Here is a 22,148-nt window from a genome sequence, read left to right on the forward strand (position 1 = left end):
TCCCTTAAGCGCGACGCTGACGCACGGCTTCGAACAGACAGACACCGGTCGCCACCGAGACGTTGAGACTGGATACAGCCCCCGCCATCGGAATGCTGACCAGTTCGTCGCAGTGTTCGCGAGTCAGGCGGCGCATGCCCTTGCCTTCGGCACCCATGACCAGCGCCATGGGGCCGGTCAGCTTGGCCTGATAGACATCGTGATCCGCCTCACCGGCAGTACCGACGATCCAGACACCGCGATCCTTCAACTCCCGCAGACTGCGGGCCAGATTGGTGACCTGGATAAGCGGCACCACTTCGGCGGCGCCACAGGCAACCTTGCGCACCACCGAGGTCAGGCCGCTGGCCTTGTCACGCGGCACTATCACCGCATGAACCCCTGCCGCATCGGCACTGCGCAGGCAGGCGCCGAGGTTGTGCGGATCTGTCACCCCGTCCAGCACCAGCAGGAAGGGTTGAGCCTTTTGCTCGGCCAGGTTGTCCAGCAGGCTGGCCAAGTCGTGCTCGGCCAGCTTGGGCGCCTCTATCACCTTGGCCATGATGCCCTGGTGATTGTTGCCTTCCGCTTTGTCATCAAGGGTCTTGCGGTTCACGCTCTGCACCTTGAGGCCGAGAGATTCCATCTCGGCCAACAGGGGGTGCAGCCGGTCGTCATCCCGGCCCTTGAGGGCCCACACTTCGATGAAACGCTCCGGGGTGCGCTCAAGCAGCGCGGATACAGCGTGAATGCCGTAGATCAGTTCAGTACTCATTTAGTGCTCTTGGCCTTATCGTGAGCCTTTTTGCTCGGTCGTCTGTTGCTGGGCTTGGCACGGCCACCCTTGTCGGATTTGCCGATATTCTTGCCCTCTTTGCGTTTTTCGTGGCGCTGGGCGCTCTTGGCTTTCTCGCTCTTGATCTCGGCCTGCTTGCGCGCCATCTCTTTGGCGTTCTTGCCGGTGGCCTGGAGCGGCTCTTCCACCATCACGAAGTCGATCTTGCGATCGTCCAGGTTCACGCCCATCACCTTGACGCGTACCTTGTCACCCAGACGGTAGCGACGGCGGAAGTTCTCGCCGATCAGCTGCATGTGCAGGGGATCAAACTGGTAGTAGTCGTTGGTCAGGGTGCTGACGTGGACCAGACCGTCGATGTGGATTTCCGCCAGACGGACGAAGAAACCAAAGCCGGTGACGCTGGCGATGACGCCGTCAAACTCGTCACCCACGTGATCCAGCATGTACTCGCACTTGAGCCAGTCGGCCACGTCGCGGGTCGCATCGTCGGCACGGCGCTCGGTCATGGAGCAGTGCTCGCCCATGGGATCCACTTCTTCCAGCTGGTAGTGATAACCACCGCTCGGGGTCCACTTGTGGCGCAGGTTGGGCTGCTGCTCCTTGGCCGCCTGATACTTGATGGCACGGTGCAGGATAAGGTCGGGGTAACGACGGATCGGCGAGGTGAAGTGGGCATAGGACTTCAATGCCAGACCGAAGTGGCCGATATTGTCTGCCTGATAAACAGCCTGACGCATGGAGCGCAGCAGCATGGTGGAGAGCAGCTCGGCATCGGGGCGCCCTTCAAACTTGGCGGCCAGCTCGGCAAAATCTTTCGGCTCGGGCTCGAGGCCGCCCTTGAGCTCCAGACCCAGTTCGGCCAGGAAATCACGGAAACCGGTCAGGCGCTCTTCACCCGGACGGTCGTGCACCCGGAACAGGGCTGAGGCTTCGTTCTTCTCGATGTAACGGGCCGCAGCCACGTTCGCCTGGATCATGCACTCTTCGATGATCTTGTGGGCGTCGTTGCGCACCAGCGGCACTATCTGGTCGATCTTGCGCTGGGCGTTGAAGATGAAGCGGGTCTCTTCGCTCTCGAACTCCACCGCGCCACGTTGGTGACGGGCGTGCTTGAGCGCCTTGTAGAGGTTGTTGAGCTCTTCGATGTGGCCCACCAGCGGGTCATATTGCTGACGCAGCTTGGGATCCCCATCCAGAATGGCCGCGACCTTGCTGTAGGTCATGCGGGCATGGGAGTTCATCACGGCTTCGTAGAACTTGTAACCGGACATGCGACCGGCGGCGGAGATGGTCATCTCGCACACCATGCACAGACGGTCGACCTGCGGGTTCAGGGAACACAGACCATTGGAGAGCACCTCCGGCAGCATGGGCACCACGAACTCGGGGAAATAGACGGAGTTGCCGCGCTGATACGCTTCGGCATCCAGTGCAGTGCCGGGCTTCACATAGGCAGAAACATCCGCAATGGCAACCCACAGACGCCAGCCGCCACCACGCTTGGCTTCACAGAAGACGGCATCATCGAAGTCGCGGGCATCTTCCCCATCGATGGTTACCAGCGGCAGGGCGCGCAGATCGATACGACCCTCTTTGGCCTTTTCCGGCACCTGTTCGCCGAGACCGGCAACCTCTTTGGTCACCTCTTCCGGCCAGGTATGCGGGATACCGTGGGTACGCAGGGCGATTTCAATCTCCATGCCCGGCGCCATGTTCTCGCCCAGCACGTCCAGCACGGTACCGACCGCGTTGATGCGGGAGTTGGCGCGCTGGTTGATGCGCACCACCACGACCTGGCTCTGGCGAGCGCCCTTGTTTTCCCCTTCCGGGATTATGATGTCCTGGCCGATGCGGCTGTCATCCGGCACCACGAAACCCACGCCATTTTCGACGAAGTAACGGCCGACGATATCCGCTTCACGAGACTTGAGCAGACGCACCAGTCGCGCTTCCTGACGACCCTTGCGATCGATCTCGGTCGGTTGCACCAGCGCATAGTCGCCATGCATCAGGCGCTGCATCTCGCGGTTGTTCAAATAAAGATCCGGTCCACCACCTTCCGGGCGCAGAAAACCGAAACCATCTTTATGGCCGAGTACATACCCTTTTACCAGATTCAGACGATCCGGCAGGGCGTAACATTGGTTGCGAGTGAATACCAGTTGCCCATCGCGCTCCATGGCGCGCAGACGACGGCGCAAGGCTTCCAACGGCTCTTCGTCGGTCAGCTTGAGGGCCTTGGCCAACTCCTCGCGGGTCATGGGTTTTTCATGACCCTTGATGAGCTCCAGCAGCATCTCGCGACTGGCGATGGGGTTTTCGTATTTTTCGGCCTCGCGTTGGAGGAAAGGATCTTTTTGAGACATAAGCAGGCCTTAGGGTAGGTAGTAACGCAGACATTATATCGAAGGGGGGAGCTAATGGCATCCATCGACTGCCTTTTGGCCAATCTCTCTGTCATACTATGCAAAGTTTGCAGGCATGATGAGACACGGAACTCATGAGCAAGGACTCGTTCGCGCAATCCGCCGCCTATCTTAAGCAGGCGGTTCCACTGATGATCAAGTATCAAATTCCCACGACGCCGGATAACTATACCCTTTGGTATAACTACGTGTCGGCCAGCATGCCAGAGCTCAATCAGGCCATCGATCAGGCGATCAAGCTGCAGGGCACCTGCTCCCTTACCACCTGCGAACGGCTCTATCATCAGCACCTCGCCGCCCAGGATGAGCAGCAGATGGAGGCAATGAAACTCAGTCTGGCCGCCATGGCCAACGAGCTCGGCCACACCATGCAAGACGCCATTTCCGACACAGGCATGTTTCAGGAGATGCTCGACAAGAGCTTCGATCGGCTGAGTCTCATCGACGATGAAGGGCTCAGCCTTGACGACACCATGGGCATCTTGCGGGATCTGGTGCGCGAATCGCGAGATGTGCGCATGTCGACCATGCACTTTCGCAATCAGCTCAGCAATGCAGAGAAAGAGATCAAAGAGCTGCGTGAGGCACTGAACGAAACCCGCAAGCTGGCCAACGAGGATGCCCTCACTTCCCTGCTCAATCGCCGCGCCTTCGATCTGGAGATAGACGGCCTGATCCGCAGCAAGCAGACCTTCTCCCTCATTCTGTCGGACATCGACCGCTTCAAGAATTTCAACGATGAATATGGTCACCTGCTTGGGGATCAGGTACTGCGTGCCTTCAGCAAGCGGCTGCGGGAAACGTGCAAGGAGGGCGTCACCGCCTATCGGCTCGGTGGTGAGGAGTTTGCCCTGCTGGTGCCCATGCGCAACCTGGCCCTGAGCCGCCAGATGGCCGAGAGTCTACGCCGTGCCATAGAGAAGATGTCCATCCTGGATCGCAAGTCCGGCCGCCGCATCGACCACATCACAGCCTCGTTCGGAGTGGGTGAGTACAATGGTCAGGAAACAGGCGATGCTCTGGTCGAGCGCACTGACAAGCTGCTCTACAAGGCAAAAGAGCTGGGCCGCAATCGGGTCATGCCCTTGCCGTCCTGAATCCTCCAGACAACAAAAAGGCCGGTCAATGACCGGCCTTTTTCATTTTTGCCATGCACAACGCACAACCTAGAGGCTTTTCAGCTTCTCTTCCGGCAGTGCCAGCTCGTCATTGCGGTTGACGCCGATGCCACGCGCCAGCACGTTACGAGCGATCTCATGGGCTTCCTCCAGCGAATGCATGCTGAAGGTGCCACACTGATATTCGTTCAGCTCCGGGATCTTGGCCTGCTCCTGCACGGTCAACACATCGCTCATGGCAGCCTGCCAGGCGGCGCCCACACGGGCTTCGTCCGGTGCGCCAATCAGGCTCATGTAGAAACCAGTACGGCACCCCATGGGGGAGATGTCGATGATCTCCACACCATTGCCGTTCAGGTGATCACGCATGAAACCGGCAAAGAGGTGCTCGAGGGTGTGAATGCCGCGTTCGGAGAGGATCTCCTGGTTCGGCACACAGAAACGCAGATCGAACACGGTTATGGTGTCCTTGTTCGGGGTCTGCATAGTCTTGGCCACGCGCACTGCAGGCGCTTCCATACGTGTGTGGTCAACGGTAAAACTGTCCAATAACGGCATTTCTGACTCCTGATTTGGTTACCAGAACCAGCCCCCGCTGGAGAGCTGATCCTTGCATTGTCGATACTGGGCGCCGTAGCGCTGGGCACGCGCCTCTACCTTGCGGGAGGTCTTCATCAGCCACCCCTTGCTGCGGTAGCTGCCACGCCGGTAGCCACCCCACCCTTCGTGATAGTTGAGATACTGGCCATAGGCATCCCACTTGGAAGTGCCATTCAGTCGCTGGGCCTTGTTAGTGTACCAGCCCATGAAATCGATGGCGTCGGCAAAGTCGTCGCGGCTGCTCCAGCTGTTGCCGGTTTCACGTTGGTAATCGTCCCAGGTCTCATCTTTCACCTGGGCATAACCATAGGCGGAGCTGGCTCGCCCGGTCGGAATGAAGAGGAAGTAGCCCATTGGCGGCTGGGCATCGTGTACGAAGGAGGACTCCTGATACATCATGGCCATCACCACCTGAACAGGTGTGCCCCACTTCTCGTTCATCTTGAGCGCCGCCTTGTGCCAGTCGGGCTTTTCCCGAAAGATCTGGCATAGATTTTCCGGCTGGGCCGGCGGGCGGGTACTGCAGGCTGTCAGGCCAATCAGCAGGCCCGCCGCCACGAAGAGGCGCATCCATGACATCTGAAGGCTTGTCTCTTCGTTCTCTTGGTCGATACGAGGCACATCCATCACATCAAATCGCGTCTTCGTTCTCTTCGCCAGTACGGATACGAATGACACGCTCCACCTCGCAAACGAAGATCTTGCCGTCACCAATCTTGCCGGTACGGGCCGTGTTCTGGATGGCTTCGATGCAGGCATCCAGATCCTCGTCCTGCACCACCAGCTCCACCTTCACCTTCGGCAGGAAATCCACCATGTACTCGGCGCCGCGATAGAGCTCGGTATGCCCCTTCTGACGGCCGAAGCCTTTGACTTCGGATACCGTCATGCCGTTGATGCCGATCTCGGCCAGGGCCTCGCGCACATCGTCCAGCTTGAACGGTTTGATGATGGCTTCAATCTTCTTCATGGTGACTCCTTACCAGTTCTGTTTGCCGAACCCGGATGTGATGGGGTAACGACGATCCTTACCAAAGTTGCGGGCCGTAATACGGGGCCCGACGGCAGCCTGACGGCGTTTGTACTCGTTGAGATCCACCAGCCGGATCACCTTGCGCACCACCACCTCTTCAAATCCTTCTGCCACCATGTCGGCGACAGAGGCATCCTCTTCCACGTAACGCTTGAGGATGGCATCCAGGATGTCATAGGGGGGCAGGCTGTCCTGATCCACCTGATCCGGCGCCAATTCTGCCGAAGGAGGACGGTCGATGACCCGCTGCGGGATCACATAATCGACTGAATTGCGATATTCGCACAGCTTGAAGACCAGAGTCTTGGGAACGTCTTTGAGCACATCAAAACCGCCCGCCATGTCACCATACAGGGTGGCATAGCCCACGGCCATCTCGCTCTTGTTGCCCGTGGTCAGCACTATGCGGCGACGCTTGTTGGAGAGCGCCATCAAGAGTACCCCGCGGCAGCGTGCCTGCAGGTTCTCTTCTGTCGTATCGCGGGCCGTGCCGGCAAACAACGGTGCCAGCTGGGTCATAAACCCTTCAAACATGGGCTCGATGGAGATGATGTCAAACTCGACCCCCATCCGCTCGGCCTGCTCCTTGGCATCCTCCACGCTCATCTGGGCGGTGTAACGGAACGGCATCATCACCGCCTGCACCTTGTCAGCCCCGATGGCGTCAGCAGCGATTGCCAGGGTCAGAGCTGAGTCGATACCACCGGAGAGGCCCAATACGGCGCCCTCGAAGCCGTTTTTGGTGATGTAGTCGTGCACCGCCAGCACCAGCGCCTGATAGGTCTCGGCCAATGGCTCGAGCGGGGCGGCCGGTTCACGCTCTTTCACCGGTTGACCATCGGCAAAGCGCACCAGGGCCAGCTCTTCGGCAAACGGGGCCAGCTTGTGGGTCAGCTCACCCTGGCTGTTGAACACCTTGGAACAGCCATCGAAAATCAGCTCGTCCTGGCCGCACACCTGATTGAGGTAGACCAGCGGCAAACCAGTCTGGCTGCAACGCTCAGTCATCAGTTCACGACGGATCCAGGGTTTCTCCTGATCGTAGGGCGAGGCGTTGATGGTGAGCAGCAACTCGGCCCCTGCCGCCTTGGCGGCAAGCACCGGGCCCGGTTGCCACAGATCTTCGCAGATGAGCAGCCCCAGCTTATGACCACGGAACGGCACCACGCAGGTATCCGTGCCCGCGGTGAAATAGCGCTTCTCGTCAAATACGCCGTAGTTGGGCAGGTCTTGCTTGAAGTAGCGTGCGACCAGCTTGCCCTGCTCATAGAGGGAAGCGGCGTTATAGAGCGCCGCCCCTTCACGCCAGGGATGCCCCACCAGAATGGCGCAGCTGCCCTGCCAGGTCGCGATGCGAGCCAGCGCAGTGTCGACACGGATCATCAGGTCGCTGCGTAGCAACAGGTCTTCCGGCGGATAGCCGGTCAAGGCCAGCTCGGAGCACACCAGCAGGTCGGCTCCTTGTTGCTCGGCCTGAACGGCCGCAGCCAGCACCTTGTCACAGTTATCTTCGATGGCGCCTACCGTCAGATTCAACTGGGCAAGCATCAGAGAGAGGGCTTTTGCCATGGCGATACATCTTAAAATCGAAAATGATGGGGAATGATAAAGAAAAGGGGGGCAATCTGCCAGTTCAAGACGGGTGTTAGCATGTGACAGCAACCACAGGGAGGGATAAGCTGTAAATAGTCACGGAACGACAGGCCCAAGTTAATATGAAACAAGCCGGATTTACCTTGCTGGAGCTGATGGTTGCTATTGCCCTGGCCGTCATTTTGCTCGGCATAGGCATTCCTTCCCTCGGCAACCTGCTTCAAGATAACCGTGCCAATTATGAAAGTGAGCGCCTCATGAAACATCTGCGTTTTGCTCGCAATCAGGCAATCAGCGATCAACAAACCGTGACAGCATGCCTGGTCAACACCGGCAATCAATGTGTCACAAACAGTCCAAGCCAATTGCTGGTGTTCACTGACAGCAACAGCAACTCCAGACTGGATAATGGCGAAACCGAGCTATCCAGAACCCCTGTGTTTTCAGCCGATACCGTACTCAGTTCGACAAGAACCCGCGTCTTGTTCGCCACTGATGGCACCAGCCTTGGGACAAATATGACCATTTCAATATGCGTCAGCGGGGAACCGACCATTAACCTCGTTATTGCCGCATCAGGGCGCAGCAGCAAAACAGATACCGCCGTCATCTGCCCCTAGCCATTATCTCGGCTGTGACGCCTCCTGCTGTCTGGCGGCCTCCTGGCTGAATGGCTGTTCTGTTGGCTGGCACTCCACTACCCTCCTGACCATTAAAAGCTGCCCATCCATTTCAAACCCTTTCTTTTTAAAGGCGATTTCAGCCCTCTGGCTATCCGTTATCGTCCCCTGAATAACGACATAGATACCATTCTCCAGCTCGACATAGCATTTTCTATCCACTCCGGCATGAACACTGGCTGCGCTCAACAAGGCCATCAGCCACAGGATCATTTTCATTGGGGCTCATCCTCATACAGGTATATTTTCTTGGGCGTCATATCCATTTCAGCCTCATCCGCCCCCTCCGAACACTCGCCCTCTCCAGTACAGCGCTCAGGCACACCCTCGCCCTCGTCTTTGAGAATGACCTCTTCACCCGGTGCGCCACCAATAATCCGTATCTTCGAATCGTCACCCGCATGGATAACCAGATCGTCGGCTACCTTGTTGTTTACCTCCACATAGCGCTGAGGGGTTTCGTTACCGTCCTGGTCCACCACGTATTTGAAAGACGTACCGTAATGCATGTCGACCATATACTGCCGCATGGCACCAATGGACTGGATAGTACACTCCTCGAATGACTGGACCTGCGGCAAGAAAGAAGTGAAATAGAGCTTGCCTTGCAGCACTACCCCTGCGCCCATGGACTTCTCTCCTGACTCCGCCAGCCAATACTTCCAACCCGATTTACTGGTGATAGCCGCTCTCAGGCTGAGCAGGTCATTGGTCGCCGTAACACCGGCCAGAGGATCCACCGATACATCATACAAGTCCGTCATCGTGATGGGAGCAGGAGCCCCGGTGTTGTAGTTCTTGGCAACGACCCCGTAGTCACGCAGCATGAAATAGGCGTTTTGTACTGTAGACTCGGACGATGGACGGTTTCGATCACCAGAACCAATCAGCACGGCATCGAATGGCCTCTCCTTGAACGAGAAATAGTCTTCGCCACTGATCACCGTCTTGGTCACTTGCTTGTTAATGGTCCGCACCACCACCGGCTGGGTAAAGAAGCGGCGGTCATTCGCCTGCACATCGTCAGACCCCAGGCTGGCGAACTTGAAAACGCTCCAGGCGCTGGTGCTGGTTGAGGGCATATCCAAACGCCAGATATTACCGCCCGTATCCCCGGCATAAATCCGGTCGGTTCTCCCGTCACCGTCACTGTCGAGTGTGGAAACCGGCCCCGGCATACTGTCGACCATTCCAGTCACCTGCTTGTTGGTACTGGAACCCGTTCCCGGTGTTGCACTGAATACCAGTGCACCACTATCGGCATCGACCATGTAGAGCCCCATCCCCTTGCTGTCGGAGCTACCGATCCCGACCTTGCTCTTGTTGGCGTCGTAACCACCGGAAAACACCATCACCAGTCGCTTGTTACTCGGGGAGGCATCCCAAGGTACATAGGCTACCTCCGGCACTGACCAGGTTTCGCCGAGCAATGAGAAGCCAGTTGTCTGGCTATTGATCACCCATTTCAAGCTGGGCGCATCAGGATTGGTGATATCGAGTGCATAGTAGCTACTGCCGCCAGCACGCAAACCGAAGAACAGCCAGACAAAGTCCCCCTCTGATGCCTTGAGGACACCATTGCTATTGGCATCCTTGATCAGCGCCACCGGAGAAGCATCAACGCCGTAGAGATGATCCGCAGACTCGGCATTGAGACGCAGAGCCTCCTGTTTTGGCAGCAGCTCGTAAGGGATCATGGCCCAGCTTTCATCAACCGTACTGCCGAGATCCTTGAACATGTGCAGGAAACCGGCGTTGGTTCCCATCAAGATACGCAAGTCAGGCGTACAAGTGCTCTGGCCCGAAGGAATGGCGCAGCCATAGTTGACTACCAATGGACGGGAATGCAGCGGATCTCCCACTATGTATGGGCGGATAGTGGTGCTGCCATCATAATCCTCATCATCCACATCGAGCCCTTTGGTCCAGTCGATCTGGCCGTCGAGTTCGGTGGAGCTGGCCAACTGCATGTAGCTGGCAAGGTTGTCGGCAGAGCCGGCAATCGACACAAGGTTGGCTTTGTTAAAAGCGTCCAATCGCTTGGGTGATGCAACTGAATTGACCACATAAAGGTTGCGATTGGTCTTCTCGGCCAACATTGCCTGCACACCGCCCTTGGCAACCAGATTGCCATCCCGCTCCGATGACCAGTAGGTCTGAGCCTGCTCCAGAATGGAACCATCCGCCTTGATGGCGGGCAGGCCGTCAACATCCGCGACATACCCATCGCCAGACAGAGTCAGCTTCTTCAAGTTGCCCTTCCAGCGCGGCCCGGTATCTGGCTCGAACATGGCGTAATAGATATTGTTGAGGCTGCGAGTCCGGTCAAAGTTGTTGGTGGTGATCGCCGGAGACACCAGAGAGGTGTTTATCCGCAAAATGGCCAGCAGGGAAGATCGCAACGCCTGCGTGAGCGCTTCAGCGCTGACCGCCGGGTAGTATTGACCACCTCCACGTCTCGCCGTCTCTGCCAGCAGATTGCCAGCCCCGGAGATGGCTTCATCACCAAAGCCCACGGTAAACGTGGTCACAGTCTGCTTGCCGGGCGATGAGGTATTCACATCCTTGTTCTTCATGTAACCGGCCATCGCCGCCAGGTAGCTCTTGGAACTGCCAGAACCGTATCCCACTGTCGAGCCGTAGGCAGCCCGCTCATCTGTGCTTAACGAGTCCATCAACGCCTTTACTGCGCTGTCAGCATCCGTATCGCTGGTCGGCGCACCATCGGTGACATAGATGACATAACCATTGTTTGAACATTTGTCATAAGGCGAGGTGTAAGTGCCTTCAGGGTCTTCGGCAAGTTTGTCCCGCGTACCGCCTTGTTTGCCATAGAGTACGGGTTGCCCCCCGTAGAAACGGTAGGCTTCATAGAGGGTTTCACACAGTGGCGTATTGGTCGTGGCAGAGAGGCCCTCCACTGTATTGAGCAAATTCTGCTCGGCGGTGATGGTGCCGACCATATCGTCATTGCTGAGGATGCGACGTACAACTCTGCCGCCATTGGTACTGGTACTGTTGTTGGTATTGAAGATGGCCAAACCGAAATCAACCCCGGGAGTGGAGGAGATCACAGACTTGACCGCATCCTTGGCAATGCGCAGACGTGACTCGACGGCGTAACCCGTTGGCCCGTAATACCAGCGGATATAGTTGGCCGTGTAGAGGGTTACACTGGTGTTGCTACCCGATGTGGCGTCGTTTGCGTTACCGGTGTAGTACCACTCACCGCGAGTGTTGCTGGTTTTGTCGACCGGATAGCCATCACCGACCGATCCCACCTCCAGCGTCCCGCTGAAAGGATTGGCAGGATTGCGGTTCTGAATATCCTGCTTGCAGTCGACGATGGTGATGTCATCTTCGTTCTCGCCCGAGATGGTCTCCCAATCCCCCTGACGAGGCACCCCATTGCGATAGCTTGAATAGACATAGGTCCAGACTTGGGACTGAAAGTAACCTACAGTGCCAAGAGGAGTCTTGGATGAAGCACAAGCATTGATACTGTCGCGAAAGCGCCGAGTGCTGTTGATGGCTGGCACCGAACCGTCGGTCGAGTAATAGACATAATTACGCGAGTTGCCGGTATCAGGATCCCGGCTCAACGATGGATAGACAGTGGCAGGATTGTACTTCTCTCGCTCCAGCTCCATGGTTTCTGCCATGCTGCCGGAGTTGTCGAAGATGACCAGCACCTTGGGCCGATAATCCCCCGCTTTCGAGAAGTCATAGATGAACAACTCGGTATCATCCGAGTAGGCATCACCGGCGACGGCAGGCACACTCAGTGCGCACAGGGCCATCAACCACAGTTTTCCATGATGTAACATCGCTGCCGCTCCTATTCAGCCTTCTTTAACAATGGCTGTTCGACCCCAACAATCCAGGTCATGGGACGTCCCTGTTTCCCGTACGCCTGGCTTGCCTCGAGCTCCACATAACGGCAGGCGGGTATGACGTTCTTGCTGGTTGCGTCAAAGCGTCGCTTGCACACGGTTTCACTTCTATATTGCATGATGGCATTACCCATGGAGCCGCTCACTGTTGACGTAGCAGTCGAAACAGAAGGCATCTGAGCAATCTGGGTGGCGAGCCCTGTTTGCCGCATGGCGCCACCTATGATGCCCTCCACCCTGTGCTCGGCCTGCTGTAACGCTGCCGCCGCCCCACTGACACGCAGATCCATGCCCCCAGATTGCATCAACACCACGGCGATCAATGTCAAAGGTGCCAGGATCACCAGCGCAACTATCAATGCCACGCCACGTGAATGCCTCATTGCCCACCTCCCGCCATCATCATGGGATTGCGCAGCACCACAGTGCTTTCCAGAAGCAGGCGGCGAAACCCATCCCCATTTCCGGCCACGCTGACATTACCCAGTTGATAGACATTGTTATTGGTGTAGCGGCTGGATGCCTGCAGCGAGCGCACCAGCAAAAACACACGGACTGCTATCACCCGCCCTTCACCCCACTCTTGCGAGGTGACTGCATCTATGGCAGAAAACTTGTCGATACGACCATCCGGCACATTGCTGGTGTCGACCCCGAACAGCAGCACCATGCGCTCAATACCATCCACCAAGGCCCCTGATATCAACCAGGAGCCACCATCAGCAGTGAGCATTCGCTTGCGCAGTTCAAAACCACCGCTGCCGTTAGGAGAGAGATAATAGACGTGGTGCTGGTACTCCCAAATCTGGCGCATCGGCATGGTTGTCTCGGAGGGAGCTGTCTCATTACCTCTGAACAAATGAGCCAGTTGGGTATTGGTGGCCATATAGAAGCGATTGGCGTCCAACCCTCCCGTCACCGGATTGCCAATCAGGCGCTTGATGCTGATGACGTCCGTGTTGGCCACGCGAGTAGAGGATGAAATACAGGCAAAACCGCTCATGGTGCCTGCCGTGCTGATATGGGCAACCCAGAGTGGGCGCACCGGGAAGAGGCTGGAGGGAAGGCTCCCTTCATTTCGCTCATCCAGACAATCATTTGCCACGGTAGCCCCGGAAGACAAGGTCAGCTCATCGCCCGCAGTCAAAGCCCCCCCCGTGAAATCCCCCCAGAATCCGGCCCAGCGTAAATCCTGGGTGATGAGACGCATGGCAATGCGGCCGTTCTCGAGCAGCTCGCTCTGATCAAAGGACTCATTGGTAGTAGAGCGGGAGGCAACAAAAACAGCCAACACGCCACCCAGCAAAAAAACGCCGATGACCATGGCGATAAGCCATTCAACCAAAGTAAAACCACGACTGTTCACAGGGTGGTCGTCAGAACAAACTGACGCCTCGTCAAATCCAGACCAGCAATTCCGCAAGAAGCGGTAATGGCGGGGTCAACAGCACCGGCAGCCGCACCATCATGGGACGATTTGCGACCCGCCCAGAAGATGGAGACGGTCAAGCCATTGTTTGCACCTTTGATAATGCAGCCGGTAGGATTGCGCAGGGTCGTTCCAGCCCCGGATGCCGCACTACCCAGTAGCGACTGTCGCCAATAATAAAGGTCAAGCGCCAGCAAATCGGCATTGCTGCAACCGCTCATGGTGCCATTCTCATTGGCACAAGATGGCAAAGATGAGGTGCCGCCACTGACAATCCAGGTATTGCTGGCCTGAAGCTCCCATGCCCCACGGTTTACCTTGAGACGCTCAACCATGTCATTGGCCAGCCAGCTGGCAATGGTTCTCTGTCTTGCCTCATAACTGGAAAACTTTGCTTGTACCTGCATGGCAACCAGCCCCAACAGACCAAACGAAAGCACTACCGCCGCTATCATTACTTCCAGCAGACTGAATCCAGCCAGGCAAGTTAGCCGTCTCATCACTCAATCCCAACAATCGTTGTTGGTACTGTCGCTGCTATCCAGAGCGCTCCTCGTACCATTTTGATCGATTGAAAACACCACGCAGTCACTATCAGCTCCTTGCGCACCGGATGCTGTTGCGGACAACCGGAAAGAGTTGCCAGCGGCAGACAAAACCAGATGATAGTGGCCAGCATCCGAGCTTTCAGAAAGATTGAGGTCTGCAGCCGAGGAGGTGTATTGATTGAAATCCATGAAGTAGGTTTCCTGCCGGTTGGCAGCGTCCAACAGCATCTTTTTGGCATCGACACGGTGGCTGGTCAGCAGGTACTGCCGATAAGAGGGGTAAGCGATGGTGCCAAGGATCGCCACAATGGCGACGACAATCATCAACTCAACAAGAGAAAAGCCTCGAAAGAACCCAATCATATCCCATCCTTGGTGATTGACCGCGTTACAAGTTTAACGCCGAGCCTGTCACCACGACAAACTCGGCGTCAATATCATCATACTTTATTCTTAAGCCTTCCTGGCTGCATTCAAATAATTCTAAGCTCCGGCGGCACTTCAAACACCACGTTCTCTTCACGACCCGGGTGCTCGACGACCATATTCCCACCCAGCTCGCGCAGGCGGGCGATGACGTTCTGCACAAGCACGTCCGGTGCGGAGGCCCCTGCAGTGACGCCGATCGCCTTGACTCCCTCCAGCCAGCCGGTTTCGATCATGGAAGCATCGTCGATAAGATAGGCTTTGCTGCCCACCTTCTCGGCCAGCTCGCGCAGGCGGTTGGAGTTGGAAGAGTTGCGTGACCCGACCACCAGCATGACGTCTACCAGCCCCGCCATCTCCCGTACCGCATCCTGGCGGTTCTGGGTGGCGTAGCAGATGTCGTCCTTGCGTGGCCCCTGGATCTTGGGGAACTGCTTGCGCAGGGCGTCGATCACATCCGAGGTCTCATCGACACTCAGGGTGGTCTGGGTGACAAAGCAGAGATCATCCGGATTCTTCACCTTGAGCCTGGCAACATCGTCAGGCGTTTCCACCAGATACATGCCACCTTCGCGGTTTTCGTACTGGCCCATGGTGCCGATCACCTCGGGGTGACCCGCGTGCCCGATGAGCACGGCTTCGGAGCCCTTGCGGCTGGCACGATGGACTTCCATGTGTACCTTGGTCACCAGCGGACAGGTGGCATCGAACACCTTGAGGGCACGGGACTTGGCCATTTCGCGCACCGTCTTGGCCACGCCGTGGGCGGAGAAGATGACGATACTGTCATCCGGCACCTCGTCCAGCTCCTCGACGAACACGGCCCCCGCCTCTTTCAGCTTGTTCACCACATAACGGTTGTGTACCACTTCATGGCGGACATAGATGGGCGCACCGAACTTCTCAAGCGCGCTCTCGACAATGCTGATGGCGCGATCAACACCGGCACAAAAGCCACGAGGATTAGCCAGCAGTATATCCATCAGTACACCTCACTCATGCCTATGGCGCGATCGACATCAGCACGACAGAAACCGCGAGGATTAGCGAGCAAAATATCCATCAGATCACCTTTTCCTCGTCATCAACGCCCAGGATCTCCACCTCGAAGGTGACGGTATGGCCGGCCAGGGGGTGGTTGAAATCGACCGTCACCGACATGCCTTCCACCGCCCGTATGATACCGGGCAGTTCGCTGCCATTGGGTTGGTCGAACAGAATGATGGTGCCAATCTTGGGCTCCACATCGGCGCCGAACTTGGCTCTGTCCAGATGATAGATGTTGTCGGGATTGGAGAGACCAAACGCCTGCTCAGGGGTCAGCGTGAAGCTCTTGCTCTCCCCTGTACGCAACCCCAGCAGGCACTGCTCGAAGCTGGCTGTCAGGCTGCCATCACCCATCCGCAGGCGTGCCGGTTTGCCTTGCAGCGCAGTGCTGTCAGCAACTGAACCATCTTCCAGCTTGATGGCAAAGTGGAACAGCACACTGCTGTCAGCGGCTATCTGCTGGCTCATGGCGCCTCCTTCTTCTTTTCGGAGCGGAAGCCTTCCAGCACTATCATGACTGCACCGATGAAGATGAAGCTGTCGGCCAGGTTGAACGCCGGCCAATGGGAACGCTGCCAGTAGAAATCGAGGAAATCGACCACATGGCCCAGTACCAGTCGATCAAACACGTTGCCAAGGGCACCGCCGATGATGAGCGAATAGGCGATACCGCTCCAGCGTTGGGTGACCGACTGCTTGCGCAACCAGTGGATCAGCAAACCACAGATGGCAAACGCCAGCACGGCGAAGAACCAGCGCTGCCAGCCACCTTGATCGGCCAGGAAGCTGAATGCCGCCCCCTTGTTGTAAACGTGGACCAGATTGAAAAAGGGGGTGATCTCCACCCCCGGGTAGCCAAATGGCAGCATCTTGACCACGGCGAGCTTGCTCGCCTGGTCCAGTACGAATGCCAGCACCGCCAGCCACAGCCAACGCAGGCCTGTTTTGTTATGGATCGCGTTATGAGTCATCTTCATCAGGCAAATTGACGTGTTTCACCGTCACCCTCGACGTTGGTGACGCAGCGGCCACAGATCTCTTCGTGACCGGCAATGGTGCCAACGTCTTCCACATGGTGCCAGCAGCGGTCGCACTTGGCGGCGGCGGACTGGGCCACGCTCAGCCAGAGGTCAGCACGCTCCGTCGCAACGGAACCTTCCGGTGCGGTGTCAGCAGTGACGACCTTGGCCTTGGAGGTGAGCAGCACGAAGCGCAGCTCATCGGCCAGGGCATTCAGGCGCTCGGCCAACTCCGGCTTGGCGAACAGGGTCAGTTCGGCCTGCAGGGAGCCGCCGATGCGTTTCTCGCCCCGGGCCGCTTCCAGCGCCTTGTTCACTTCACCGCGCACTGTGAGGATCTCGGCCCAGAAGGCATCGTCCATCTGCTCGCCGGCATCCAGCCCGAACAGGCCGTCATACCACTCCTCGGTGAAGACAAACTCGCTGCGCTCGCCGGGCAGCAGGGCCCAGATTTCATCAGCGGTAAAGCTCATGATGGGTGCCATCCAGCGCACCATGGCCTGGGCGATGTGATAGAGCGCAGTCTGGCAGGAACGACGAGCCAGGCTGTCTGCCTTGGCGGTGTACTGCCTGTCTTTGATGACGTCCAGATAGAATGAACCCATCTCGATGGAGCAGAACTGCATCAGCTTCTGGGTCACGCCGTGGAAGTTGTACTCTTCAAAGGCCGTCACTATCTCGGCTTGCGCTGCCTTGGCACGACCCACTGCCCAGCGATCTACCACCACCATGTCGGCGGCAGCCACCATGTCGGTTGCCGGATTGAAACCATTCAGGTTGGCCAGCAGGAAGCGGGCTGTGTTGCGAATGCGGCGATAAGCATCGGCAGAGCGCTTGAGGATCTCGTCGGAGACCGTCATCTCGCCGGTGTAATCGGTACTGGCGACCCACAGACGCAGTATGTCGGCACCCAGCTTGTTCATCACATCCTGCGGGCTGACCACGTTGCCGATGGACTTGGACATCTTGCGACCCTGACCATCCACTGTAAAGCCGTGAGTCAGCACCTGGTTGTAGGGAGCCTTGTCTTTCATGGCCACGCCGATCATGAGCGACGACATGAACCAGCCGCGGTGCTGGTCGGAGCCTTCCAGATAGAGATCGGCGGAGTGACCGTTGAACTCAGGACGAGCATCTACCACTGAGGAGTGGGTCGAGCCTGAGTCAAACCAGACGTCCAGGGTGTCAGGCACCTTGTCGTACATGTCGGCGTCGCTGCCCAGCAGCTCGGCCTTGTCCAGATCCCACCAGGCCTGGATGCCGGACTGCTCGACCCGCTTGGCGACTTCGTGCATCAGGCGCACGGATTCCGGGTGAAGTTGCTGGGTCTCCTTGTGAACGAACAGGGAGATGGGCACACCCCAGGTACGCTGACGGGAGATGCACCAGTCAGGACGGTTCTCGACCATGGCCTGAATACGATTTTTACCCCAGGCCGGTACCCAGCCGCTCTGGCCATGTAGGGCAATTCCATCTTTCTCGATGCGCTCAATCTCTTCCAGCGCGCGCTTGCGCAGACCCTTCTGCTCCATGCTGATGAACCACTGCGGGGTGGCACGGAAGATGATCGGGGTTTTGTGACGCCAGCAGTGCGGGTAGGAGTGATTGAACACCATGTGATGCAGCAGGGCGCCGCGCTCGTTTAGCACCTCGACCACGGCGGCATTGGCCTTGAACACGTGCTGGCCGGCAAACAGTTCGGTATCCGGCAGGTAAACACCGTTGCTGCCAACCGGGTTGGCTACTTCCAGACCGTACTTCTGGCCGACCACGAAGTCTTCCGGACCGTGGCCAGGGGCTGTATGAACGGCGCCAGTACCGGCATCGAGGGTGACGTGGTCACCCAGAACAACTGGCACATCGAAGCTGTAGAAGGGGTGATTGAAGCGCAGCAGCTCGAGCGCTACGCCCTTGGTGTAACCCAGGTTATGGAATTTCTCGATACCGGCCCTGTCCATCACATCCTTGACCAGCTCAGCGGCCAGGATCAGACGCTCGGGGTGCTCACCTTCGACTTGCACCAGGGCATAGTCCAGATCGGCGTGCATGGCGATGGCACGGTTGGCGGGCAGAGTCCAAGGAGTCGTGGTCCAGATCACCGCAGAGATCGGGCCCTTGCCGGGGTGGCCTTCAGGGCAATCAAACTTGGCGGCCACGGTCGCCTCGTCAACGGCCTTGAAGCGCACGTCGATGGAGGGGGAGTTCTTGTCGTAGTACTCCACTTCCGCTTCTGCCAGCGCAGAACCGCAATCGGTACACCAGTGCACCGGCTTGGCGCCTTTATGCAGGTGGCCATTTTCAACGATCTTGGCCATGGAACGGATGATGTTGGCTTCGGTGCCAAAGTCCATGGTCAGGTAGGGGTGTTCCCAGTCACCCAGCACACCCAGACGGATGAAGTCGGTCTTCTGCGCTTCGATCTGGGTTTTGGCATATTTGCGACACTCGGCGCGGAACTCGGCAGCGGAGACTTTCTCACCCGGCTTGCCAACCATGCCTTCCACTTTCAGCTCTATGGGCAGACCGTGACAATCCCAGCCAGGCACATAGGGAGAATCGAAGCCGGAGAGGCCCTTGGACTTGATGATGACGTCTTTGAGGATCTTGTTGACCGAGTGACCGATGTGAATGCTGCCGTTCGCATAGGGGGGGCCGTCATGCAGAATGAAGGAGGGCTTGCCCGCTTTGGCGCGGCGAATGGCGCCGTAAAGATCCTGATCGTACCAACGTTTCAGCATGTTGGGTTCGCGTTTGGCCAGATCGCCACGCATCGGAAACTCGGTTTCCGGAAGATTCAGGGTGTGTTTAAAGTCGCTCATCAGTCCTGGGTTCCCTTCTTTTCTAAAAGAGTGCTGGGTAAATTGAGTAGTGGCAGCCCGAACCAGGCTCGGGCCGCCAAGGCATCTCGTTCGATCTGCTCTTTCAAGGCGATGAAAGAGGCAAACTTCTGCTCTTCGCGCAGCTTGTGGCGAAGCAGCACCTTGACCTGCTGACCATATAGATCACCAGAAAAATCAAATAGATGTACTTCCAATCTGGCTTGTGTGCCATTCACTGTCGGCCGTACACCCACATTGGCTACGCCGGGGAAGGTCTTGCCGGAACATAACACTTCCACTGCAAACACGCCACCGACCGGGATGACCTGGCGCTTGAGTGCCAGATTGGCGGTGGGAAAACCTATGGTGCGGCCCAGCTTGTCACCGTGGGCCACCCGACCGCTGATGGTATAAGGGCGGCCGAGCATCATCTCCACCTCCGCCATCCGGCCCGCTTTGAGGGCCTCGCGTACGAGTGTGCTGCTGACCCGCTGCCGTTCGAGCTGGAAGCTCTGGGTACTGATCACCTCGAAACCGAAGCGATGGCCCGCCTCCTCCAGCAGGTGGAAGTCCCCTTCCCGCCCCTTGCCGAAGCGAAAATCATCGCCGACCACCAGATAACGCACCCCCAGTTTTTCGACCAGCAACTGCTCGATGAAGCTGTTGGGGGACTGCTCGGCGAAACGATGGTTGAAGCGCACGCAGAGCATGCGGTCGATCTGCATGCTCTTGAGCGCTTCGTATTTCTCCCGCAGCCGGCTGAGGCGAGCAGGCGCAGCCGATCCGGCAAACAGTTCCAGTGGCTGGGGCTCGAACAGCATGACGCAGGCTGGCAACTCCAGTTGAACGGCTTTTTCCTGCAAGCGTGCCAACACGGCATGATGACCCTGATGGACCCCATCAAAGTTGCCTATGGTCAATACACATCCCCGGTGACGGGGCTTGATATTGTGAATACCGCGGATAAGCTCCATCAGTGCCTTGTGCGTTGCTGCCATGGAAATCGGCGGATTATATATCAGCCAGCTGGCAGGGTCAGCCCTCATGGCCCGATTTCAGGCATCTTGCCCAGAACCCCTGCCCGCCTGGGCCATCCCGTATGGTGCGGCAGGGTCAGTCCGGCTGCTGACCAGATCTCAGGTGTCTTGGCCGAATGCCAAGTACCAGCAGGATGACCCCGTACATTCCCCCTCCCAGGCAGAGCAGCATGGTCAGCTGCAAGCTGGCCTTGCCCATGCTCCAGGCAGCCCACTGGGCGAGATCCGGTGACAGATAGGCAAGCACGCCTCCCATCAGCACGGTCGCCACCAGCAACTTGAGGCAGAACAGCCCGGTATTGCGCGACGGACGGTAGACCCCTTGTTGATACAAGCCCTTGAACAACAGAGCCGCATTCAACGAACCTGAACAGGCGGTGGATAGTGCCAGCCCCACATAGCCAAGGGGAAAGATGAAGATGAGGTTGCACACCATGTTGGCGATCATGGACATCACCCCGATCCGCACTGGCGTCCTGGTGTCCTGGCGAGCGTAGTAGCCCGGTGCCAGCACCTTGATCAACATCAGCGACAACAGACCCGTGGTGGAAGCCAGCAGACTGGCACTGGACATGCTCACCTCATGCATGCCGAACTCGCCGCGCATGAAGAGCACTCGCAGTATGGGCTCTCGCAGCACGGCTATTCCCACCATGGCCGGCAGGCCGAGCAGCATCACCATCCGTACCCCCCAGTCCATGGTACGAGAGAAGTCAGCCGGGTCCGCATCCACATGCTTCTTGGCCAGCGCAGGCAGGATAACGGTACTGATGGCCACCGCGAACAGGCCGAGGGGGAACTCCAGCAGGCGATCCGAGTAATAGAGATAGCTGATGGCGCCGGTGGCGAGGAAGGATGCGAGCATGGTGTTGATCAGCAGGTTGATCTGACTGACCGACACCCCGAACAGCGCCGGGATCATCAGGGTGCGGATCTTGACCACCCCTGGGTGGCGCCAACCCCACTTGGGCCACACCAGCATGTTGATCTGGCGCAGAAAGGGATACTGGAACAGGAACTGCACCAGACCGCCGAGGAAGACACCGATCGCGAGGGCTATCTCTGGCCGCTCCATCAAGGGCGCTATCCACCAAGCCGCCCCTATCATGGTGAGGTTGAGAAACACAGGGGTGAACGAGGATACCGCGAAACGGCCAAAGGTGTTGAGGATGGCCCCTGCCATGGCGGTAAAAGTGATGAACCAGAGGTAGGGAAAGGTGATTTTGAGCATCAGGCTGGCCAGCTCGAACTTCTCGGCCGCAGGGCCGCCGTGCAACCAGTCCCAGAACCAGCCCCAGCCGAACAGCGCAGTCAACACGCCGGAACCCAACACCCCCAGCAGGGTCACGACGGTCACTATCCCCCCCAGAGTACCCGCTACCGCGGCCAGCAATTCGCGCACTTCACGCTCGTCGCCATTTTTCTTGTACTCCGTCATCACGGGAACAAAAGCCTGGTTGAAAGCACCTTCGGCGAACAAACGACGCAAAAAGTTGGGAATGCGATTGGCAAAGAAGAAGACGTCTGCGGCTACCCCGGCACCAAGCAGATTGGCGATGACTACATCGCGAACCAAGCCCATCACACGGGACACCAGCGTCATTCCGGACACTATCATGCCGGATTTGATCAATTTCTTACTCAAGACGAGGCCTCTGGAACTGTCAGAATGAAAAGAATGCTGCTAGAATCGGCCGACAGT

The 22,148-nt window shown here is 57.7% G+C and carries 20 protein-coding genes; 2 read left to right on the forward strand and 18 right to left on the reverse strand.

Features of this window, described 5'->3' with window-relative positions; all coding sequences use genetic code 11:
* Positions 1-4 precede the first annotated feature (4 nt).
* Together rlmB and rnr are read right to left on the reverse strand one after the other, a co-directional pair.
* Entirely contained in the window at positions 5-754 is a 750-nt protein-coding gene (gene rlmB / locus AC1P02_RS01350) for a 23S rRNA (guanosine(2251)-2'-O)-methyltransferase RlmB (protein WP_005313416.1), read from the reverse strand.
* Positions 751-3,144: a ribonuclease R gene (gene rnr, locus AC1P02_RS01355; protein WP_021138596.1), complete on the reverse strand. Its 2,394-nt coding sequence runs from the start codon at positions 3,142-3,144 to the stop codon at positions 751-753. Before rnr ends, rlmB begins: the two co-directional genes overlap by 4 nt.
* Before the next feature lie 134 nt (positions 3,145-3,278).
* Here rnr and AC1P02_RS01360 point away from each other — a divergent pair, with 134 nt between their 5' ends.
* Positions 3,279-4,301 carry a GGDEF domain-containing protein gene (locus AC1P02_RS01360; protein WP_005313421.1) on the forward strand — a complete coding sequence of 341 codons (1,023 nt, stop codon included), beginning with the start codon at positions 3,279-3,281 and terminating at the stop codon, positions 4,299-4,301.
* Positions 4,302-4,370: 69 nt separating this feature from the next.
* On the opposite strand, the gene luxS is transcribed toward AC1P02_RS01360, so the two are convergent.
* The 4 genes from luxS to AC1P02_RS01380 form a co-directional block, all read right to left on the reverse strand.
* Entirely contained in the window at positions 4,371-4,880 is a 510-nt protein-coding gene (gene luxS, locus AC1P02_RS01365; RefSeq protein ID WP_290121857.1) for an S-ribosylhomocysteine lyase, read from the reverse strand.
* 18 nt (positions 4,881-4,898) lie between these two features.
* The gene (locus AC1P02_RS01370) at positions 4,899-5,492 is read right to left on the reverse strand and encodes a transglycosylase SLT domain-containing protein (protein ID WP_005313426.1); all 594 of its coding nucleotides are present in this window, start codon (positions 5,490-5,492) and stop codon (positions 4,899-4,901) included.
* Positions 5,493-5,553: 61 nt separating this feature from the next.
* Positions 5,554-5,892, reverse strand: a complete 339-nt coding sequence (glnB, locus tag AC1P02_RS01375; protein WP_005313429.1) for a nitrogen regulatory protein P-II — start codon at positions 5,890-5,892, stop codon at positions 5,554-5,556.
* A gap of 9 nt (positions 5,893-5,901) precedes the next feature.
* Positions 5,902-7,524 carry an NAD+ synthase gene (locus AC1P02_RS01380; protein ID WP_485183704.1) on the reverse strand — a complete coding sequence of 541 codons (1,623 nt, stop codon included), beginning with the start codon at positions 7,522-7,524 and terminating at the stop codon, positions 5,902-5,904.
* A gap of 146 nt (positions 7,525-7,670) precedes the next feature.
* On the opposite strand from AC1P02_RS01380, the gene tppE reads away from it, so the two are divergent.
* Positions 7,671-8,168: a type IVa pilus pseudopilin TppE gene (gene tppE / locus AC1P02_RS01385; protein ID WP_485183706.1), complete on the forward strand. Its 498-nt coding sequence runs from the start codon at positions 7,671-7,673 to the stop codon at positions 8,166-8,168.
* Between the two features lie 3 nt (positions 8,169-8,171).
* Here the strand turns inward: tppE and tapY2 are convergent, their stop codons facing one another.
* From tapY2 to murJ, 12 genes are all read right to left on the reverse strand, one after another.
* On the reverse strand, positions 8,172-8,447 hold the full coding sequence (tapY2, locus tag AC1P02_RS01390; RefSeq protein ID WP_005313439.1) for a type IVa secretion system protein TapY2: 276 nt from the start codon (positions 8,445-8,447) through the stop codon (positions 8,172-8,174).
* Positions 8,444-12,055 carry a pilus assembly protein gene (locus AC1P02_RS01395; RefSeq protein WP_485183709.1) on the reverse strand — a complete coding sequence of 1,204 codons (3,612 nt, stop codon included), beginning with the start codon at positions 12,053-12,055 and terminating at the stop codon, positions 8,444-8,446. The genes tapY2 and AC1P02_RS01395 overlap by 4 nt, the downstream gene beginning before the upstream one ends.
* Positions 12,056-12,066: 11 nt before the next feature.
* Positions 12,067-12,504, reverse strand: a complete 438-nt coding sequence (gene tppD / locus AC1P02_RS01400; RefSeq protein WP_485183710.1) for a type IVa pilus pseudopilin TppD — start codon at positions 12,502-12,504, stop codon at positions 12,067-12,069.
* Entirely contained in the window at positions 12,501-13,487 is a 987-nt protein-coding gene (gene tppC, locus AC1P02_RS01405) for a type IVa pilus pseudopilin TppC (protein WP_427258458.1), read from the reverse strand. The genes tppD and tppC overlap by 4 nt, the downstream gene beginning before the upstream one ends.
* Complete coding sequence (tppB, locus tag AC1P02_RS01410) at positions 13,484-14,050, reverse strand: type IVa pilus pseudopilin TppB (protein WP_485185407.1); 567 nt, start codon at positions 14,048-14,050, stop codon at positions 13,484-13,486. Before tppB ends, tppC begins: the two co-directional genes overlap by 4 nt.
* Positions 14,051-14,053: 3 nt before the next feature.
* Entirely contained in the window at positions 14,054-14,461 is a 408-nt protein-coding gene (tppA, locus tag AC1P02_RS01415; protein ID WP_096119707.1) for a type IVa pilus pseudopilin TppA, read from the reverse strand.
* A 110-nt stretch (positions 14,462-14,571) separates the two neighbouring features.
* Positions 14,572-15,507 carry a 4-hydroxy-3-methylbut-2-enyl diphosphate reductase gene (gene ispH, locus AC1P02_RS01420; RefSeq protein WP_125608151.1) on the reverse strand — a complete coding sequence of 312 codons (936 nt, stop codon included), beginning with the start codon at positions 15,505-15,507 and terminating at the stop codon, positions 14,572-14,574.
* Positions 15,508-15,586: 79 nt separating this feature from the next.
* A complete protein-coding gene (gene fkpB, locus AC1P02_RS01425) occupies positions 15,587-16,039 on the reverse strand; it encodes an FKBP-type peptidyl-prolyl cis-trans isomerase (protein WP_005313461.1) in 453 nt (150 codons plus the stop codon).
* Positions 16,036-16,548 (reverse strand): signal peptidase II, encoded by a 513-nt coding sequence (lspA, locus tag AC1P02_RS01430; RefSeq protein ID WP_005313465.1) that lies wholly within the window; start codon positions 16,546-16,548, stop codon positions 16,036-16,038. The genes fkpB and lspA overlap by 4 nt, the downstream gene beginning before the upstream one ends.
* Entirely contained in the window at positions 16,548-19,409 is a 2,862-nt protein-coding gene (ileS, locus tag AC1P02_RS01435; RefSeq protein ID WP_485183714.1) for an isoleucine--tRNA ligase, read from the reverse strand. The genes lspA and ileS overlap by 1 nt, the downstream gene beginning before the upstream one ends.
* Entirely contained in the window at positions 19,409-20,383 is a 975-nt protein-coding gene (ribF, locus tag AC1P02_RS01440; RefSeq protein WP_265461945.1) for a bifunctional riboflavin kinase/FAD synthetase, read from the reverse strand. The genes ileS and ribF overlap by 1 nt, the downstream gene beginning before the upstream one ends.
* Positions 20,384-20,522: 139 nt before the next feature.
* Positions 20,523-22,091: a murein biosynthesis integral membrane protein MurJ gene (murJ, locus tag AC1P02_RS01445; protein WP_485183716.1), complete on the reverse strand. Its 1,569-nt coding sequence runs from the start codon at positions 22,089-22,091 to the stop codon at positions 20,523-20,525.
* Between the last annotated feature and the right edge of the window lie 57 nt (positions 22,092-22,148).

The organism is Aeromonas sp. TS_SC_11 (genome assembly GCF_057318915.1).

What these genes read in the sequence shown, in the direction of transcription:
- lspA (WP_005313465.1), bottom strand. Translation starts at nt 16,548, where the DNA reads ATGAAGATGACTCATAACGCGATCCATAACAAAACAGGCCTGCGTTGG.
- AC1P02_RS01380 (WP_485183704.1), bottom strand. Translation starts at nt 7,524, where the DNA reads ATGGCAAAAGCCCTCTCTCTGATGCTTGCCCAGTTGAATCTGACGGTA.
- ispH (WP_125608151.1), bottom strand. Translation starts at nt 15,507, where the DNA reads ATGGATATACTGCTGGCTAATCCTCGTGGCTTTTGTGCCGGTGTTGAT.
- tppD (WP_485183710.1), bottom strand. Translation starts at nt 12,504, where the DNA reads ATGAGGCATTCACGTGGCGTGGCATTGATAGTTGCGCTGGTGATCCTG.
- tppB (WP_485185407.1), bottom strand. Translation starts at nt 14,050, where the DNA reads ATGAGACGGCTAACTTGCCTGGCTGGATTCAGTCTGCTGGAAGTAATG.
- tppA (WP_096119707.1), bottom strand. Translation starts at nt 14,461, where the DNA reads ATGATTGGGTTCTTTCGAGGCTTTTCTCTTGTTGAGTTGATGATTGTC.
- tppE (WP_485183706.1), top strand. Translation starts at nt 7,671, where the DNA reads ATGAAACAAGCCGGATTTACCTTGCTGGAGCTGATGGTTGCTATTGCC.
- rlmB (WP_005313416.1), bottom strand. Translation starts at nt 754, where the DNA reads ATGAGTACTGAACTGATCTACGGCATTCACGCTGTATCCGCGCTGCTT.
- fkpB (WP_005313461.1), bottom strand. Translation starts at nt 16,039, where the DNA reads ATGAGCCAGCAGATAGCCGCTGACAGCAGTGTGCTGTTCCACTTTGCC.
- ribF (WP_265461945.1), bottom strand. Translation starts at nt 20,383, where the DNA reads ATGGAGCTTATCCGCGGTATTCACAATATCAAGCCCCGTCACCGGGGA.
- rnr (WP_021138596.1), bottom strand. Translation starts at nt 3,144, where the DNA reads ATGTCTCAAAAAGATCCTTTCCTCCAACGCGAGGCCGAAAAATACGAA.
- AC1P02_RS01360 (WP_005313421.1), top strand. Translation starts at nt 3,279, where the DNA reads ATGAGCAAGGACTCGTTCGCGCAATCCGCCGCCTATCTTAAGCAGGCG.
- AC1P02_RS01370 (WP_005313426.1), bottom strand. Translation starts at nt 5,492, where the DNA reads ATGCGCCTCTTCGTGGCGGCGGGCCTGCTGATTGGCCTGACAGCCTGC.
- glnB (WP_005313429.1), bottom strand. Translation starts at nt 5,892, where the DNA reads ATGAAGAAGATTGAAGCCATCATCAAACCGTTCAAGCTGGACGATGTG.
- tapY2 (WP_005313439.1), bottom strand. Translation starts at nt 8,447, where the DNA reads ATGAAAATGATCCTGTGGCTGATGGCCTTGTTGAGCGCAGCCAGTGTT.
- AC1P02_RS01395 (WP_485183709.1), bottom strand. Translation starts at nt 12,055, where the DNA reads ATGTTACATCATGGAAAACTGTGGTTGATGGCCCTGTGCGCACTGAGT.
- luxS (WP_290121857.1), bottom strand. Translation starts at nt 4,880, where the DNA reads ATGCCGTTATTGGACAGTTTTACCGTTGACCACACACGTATGGAAGCG.
- ileS (WP_485183714.1), bottom strand. Translation starts at nt 19,409, where the DNA reads ATGAGCGACTTTAAACACACCCTGAATCTTCCGGAAACCGAGTTTCCG.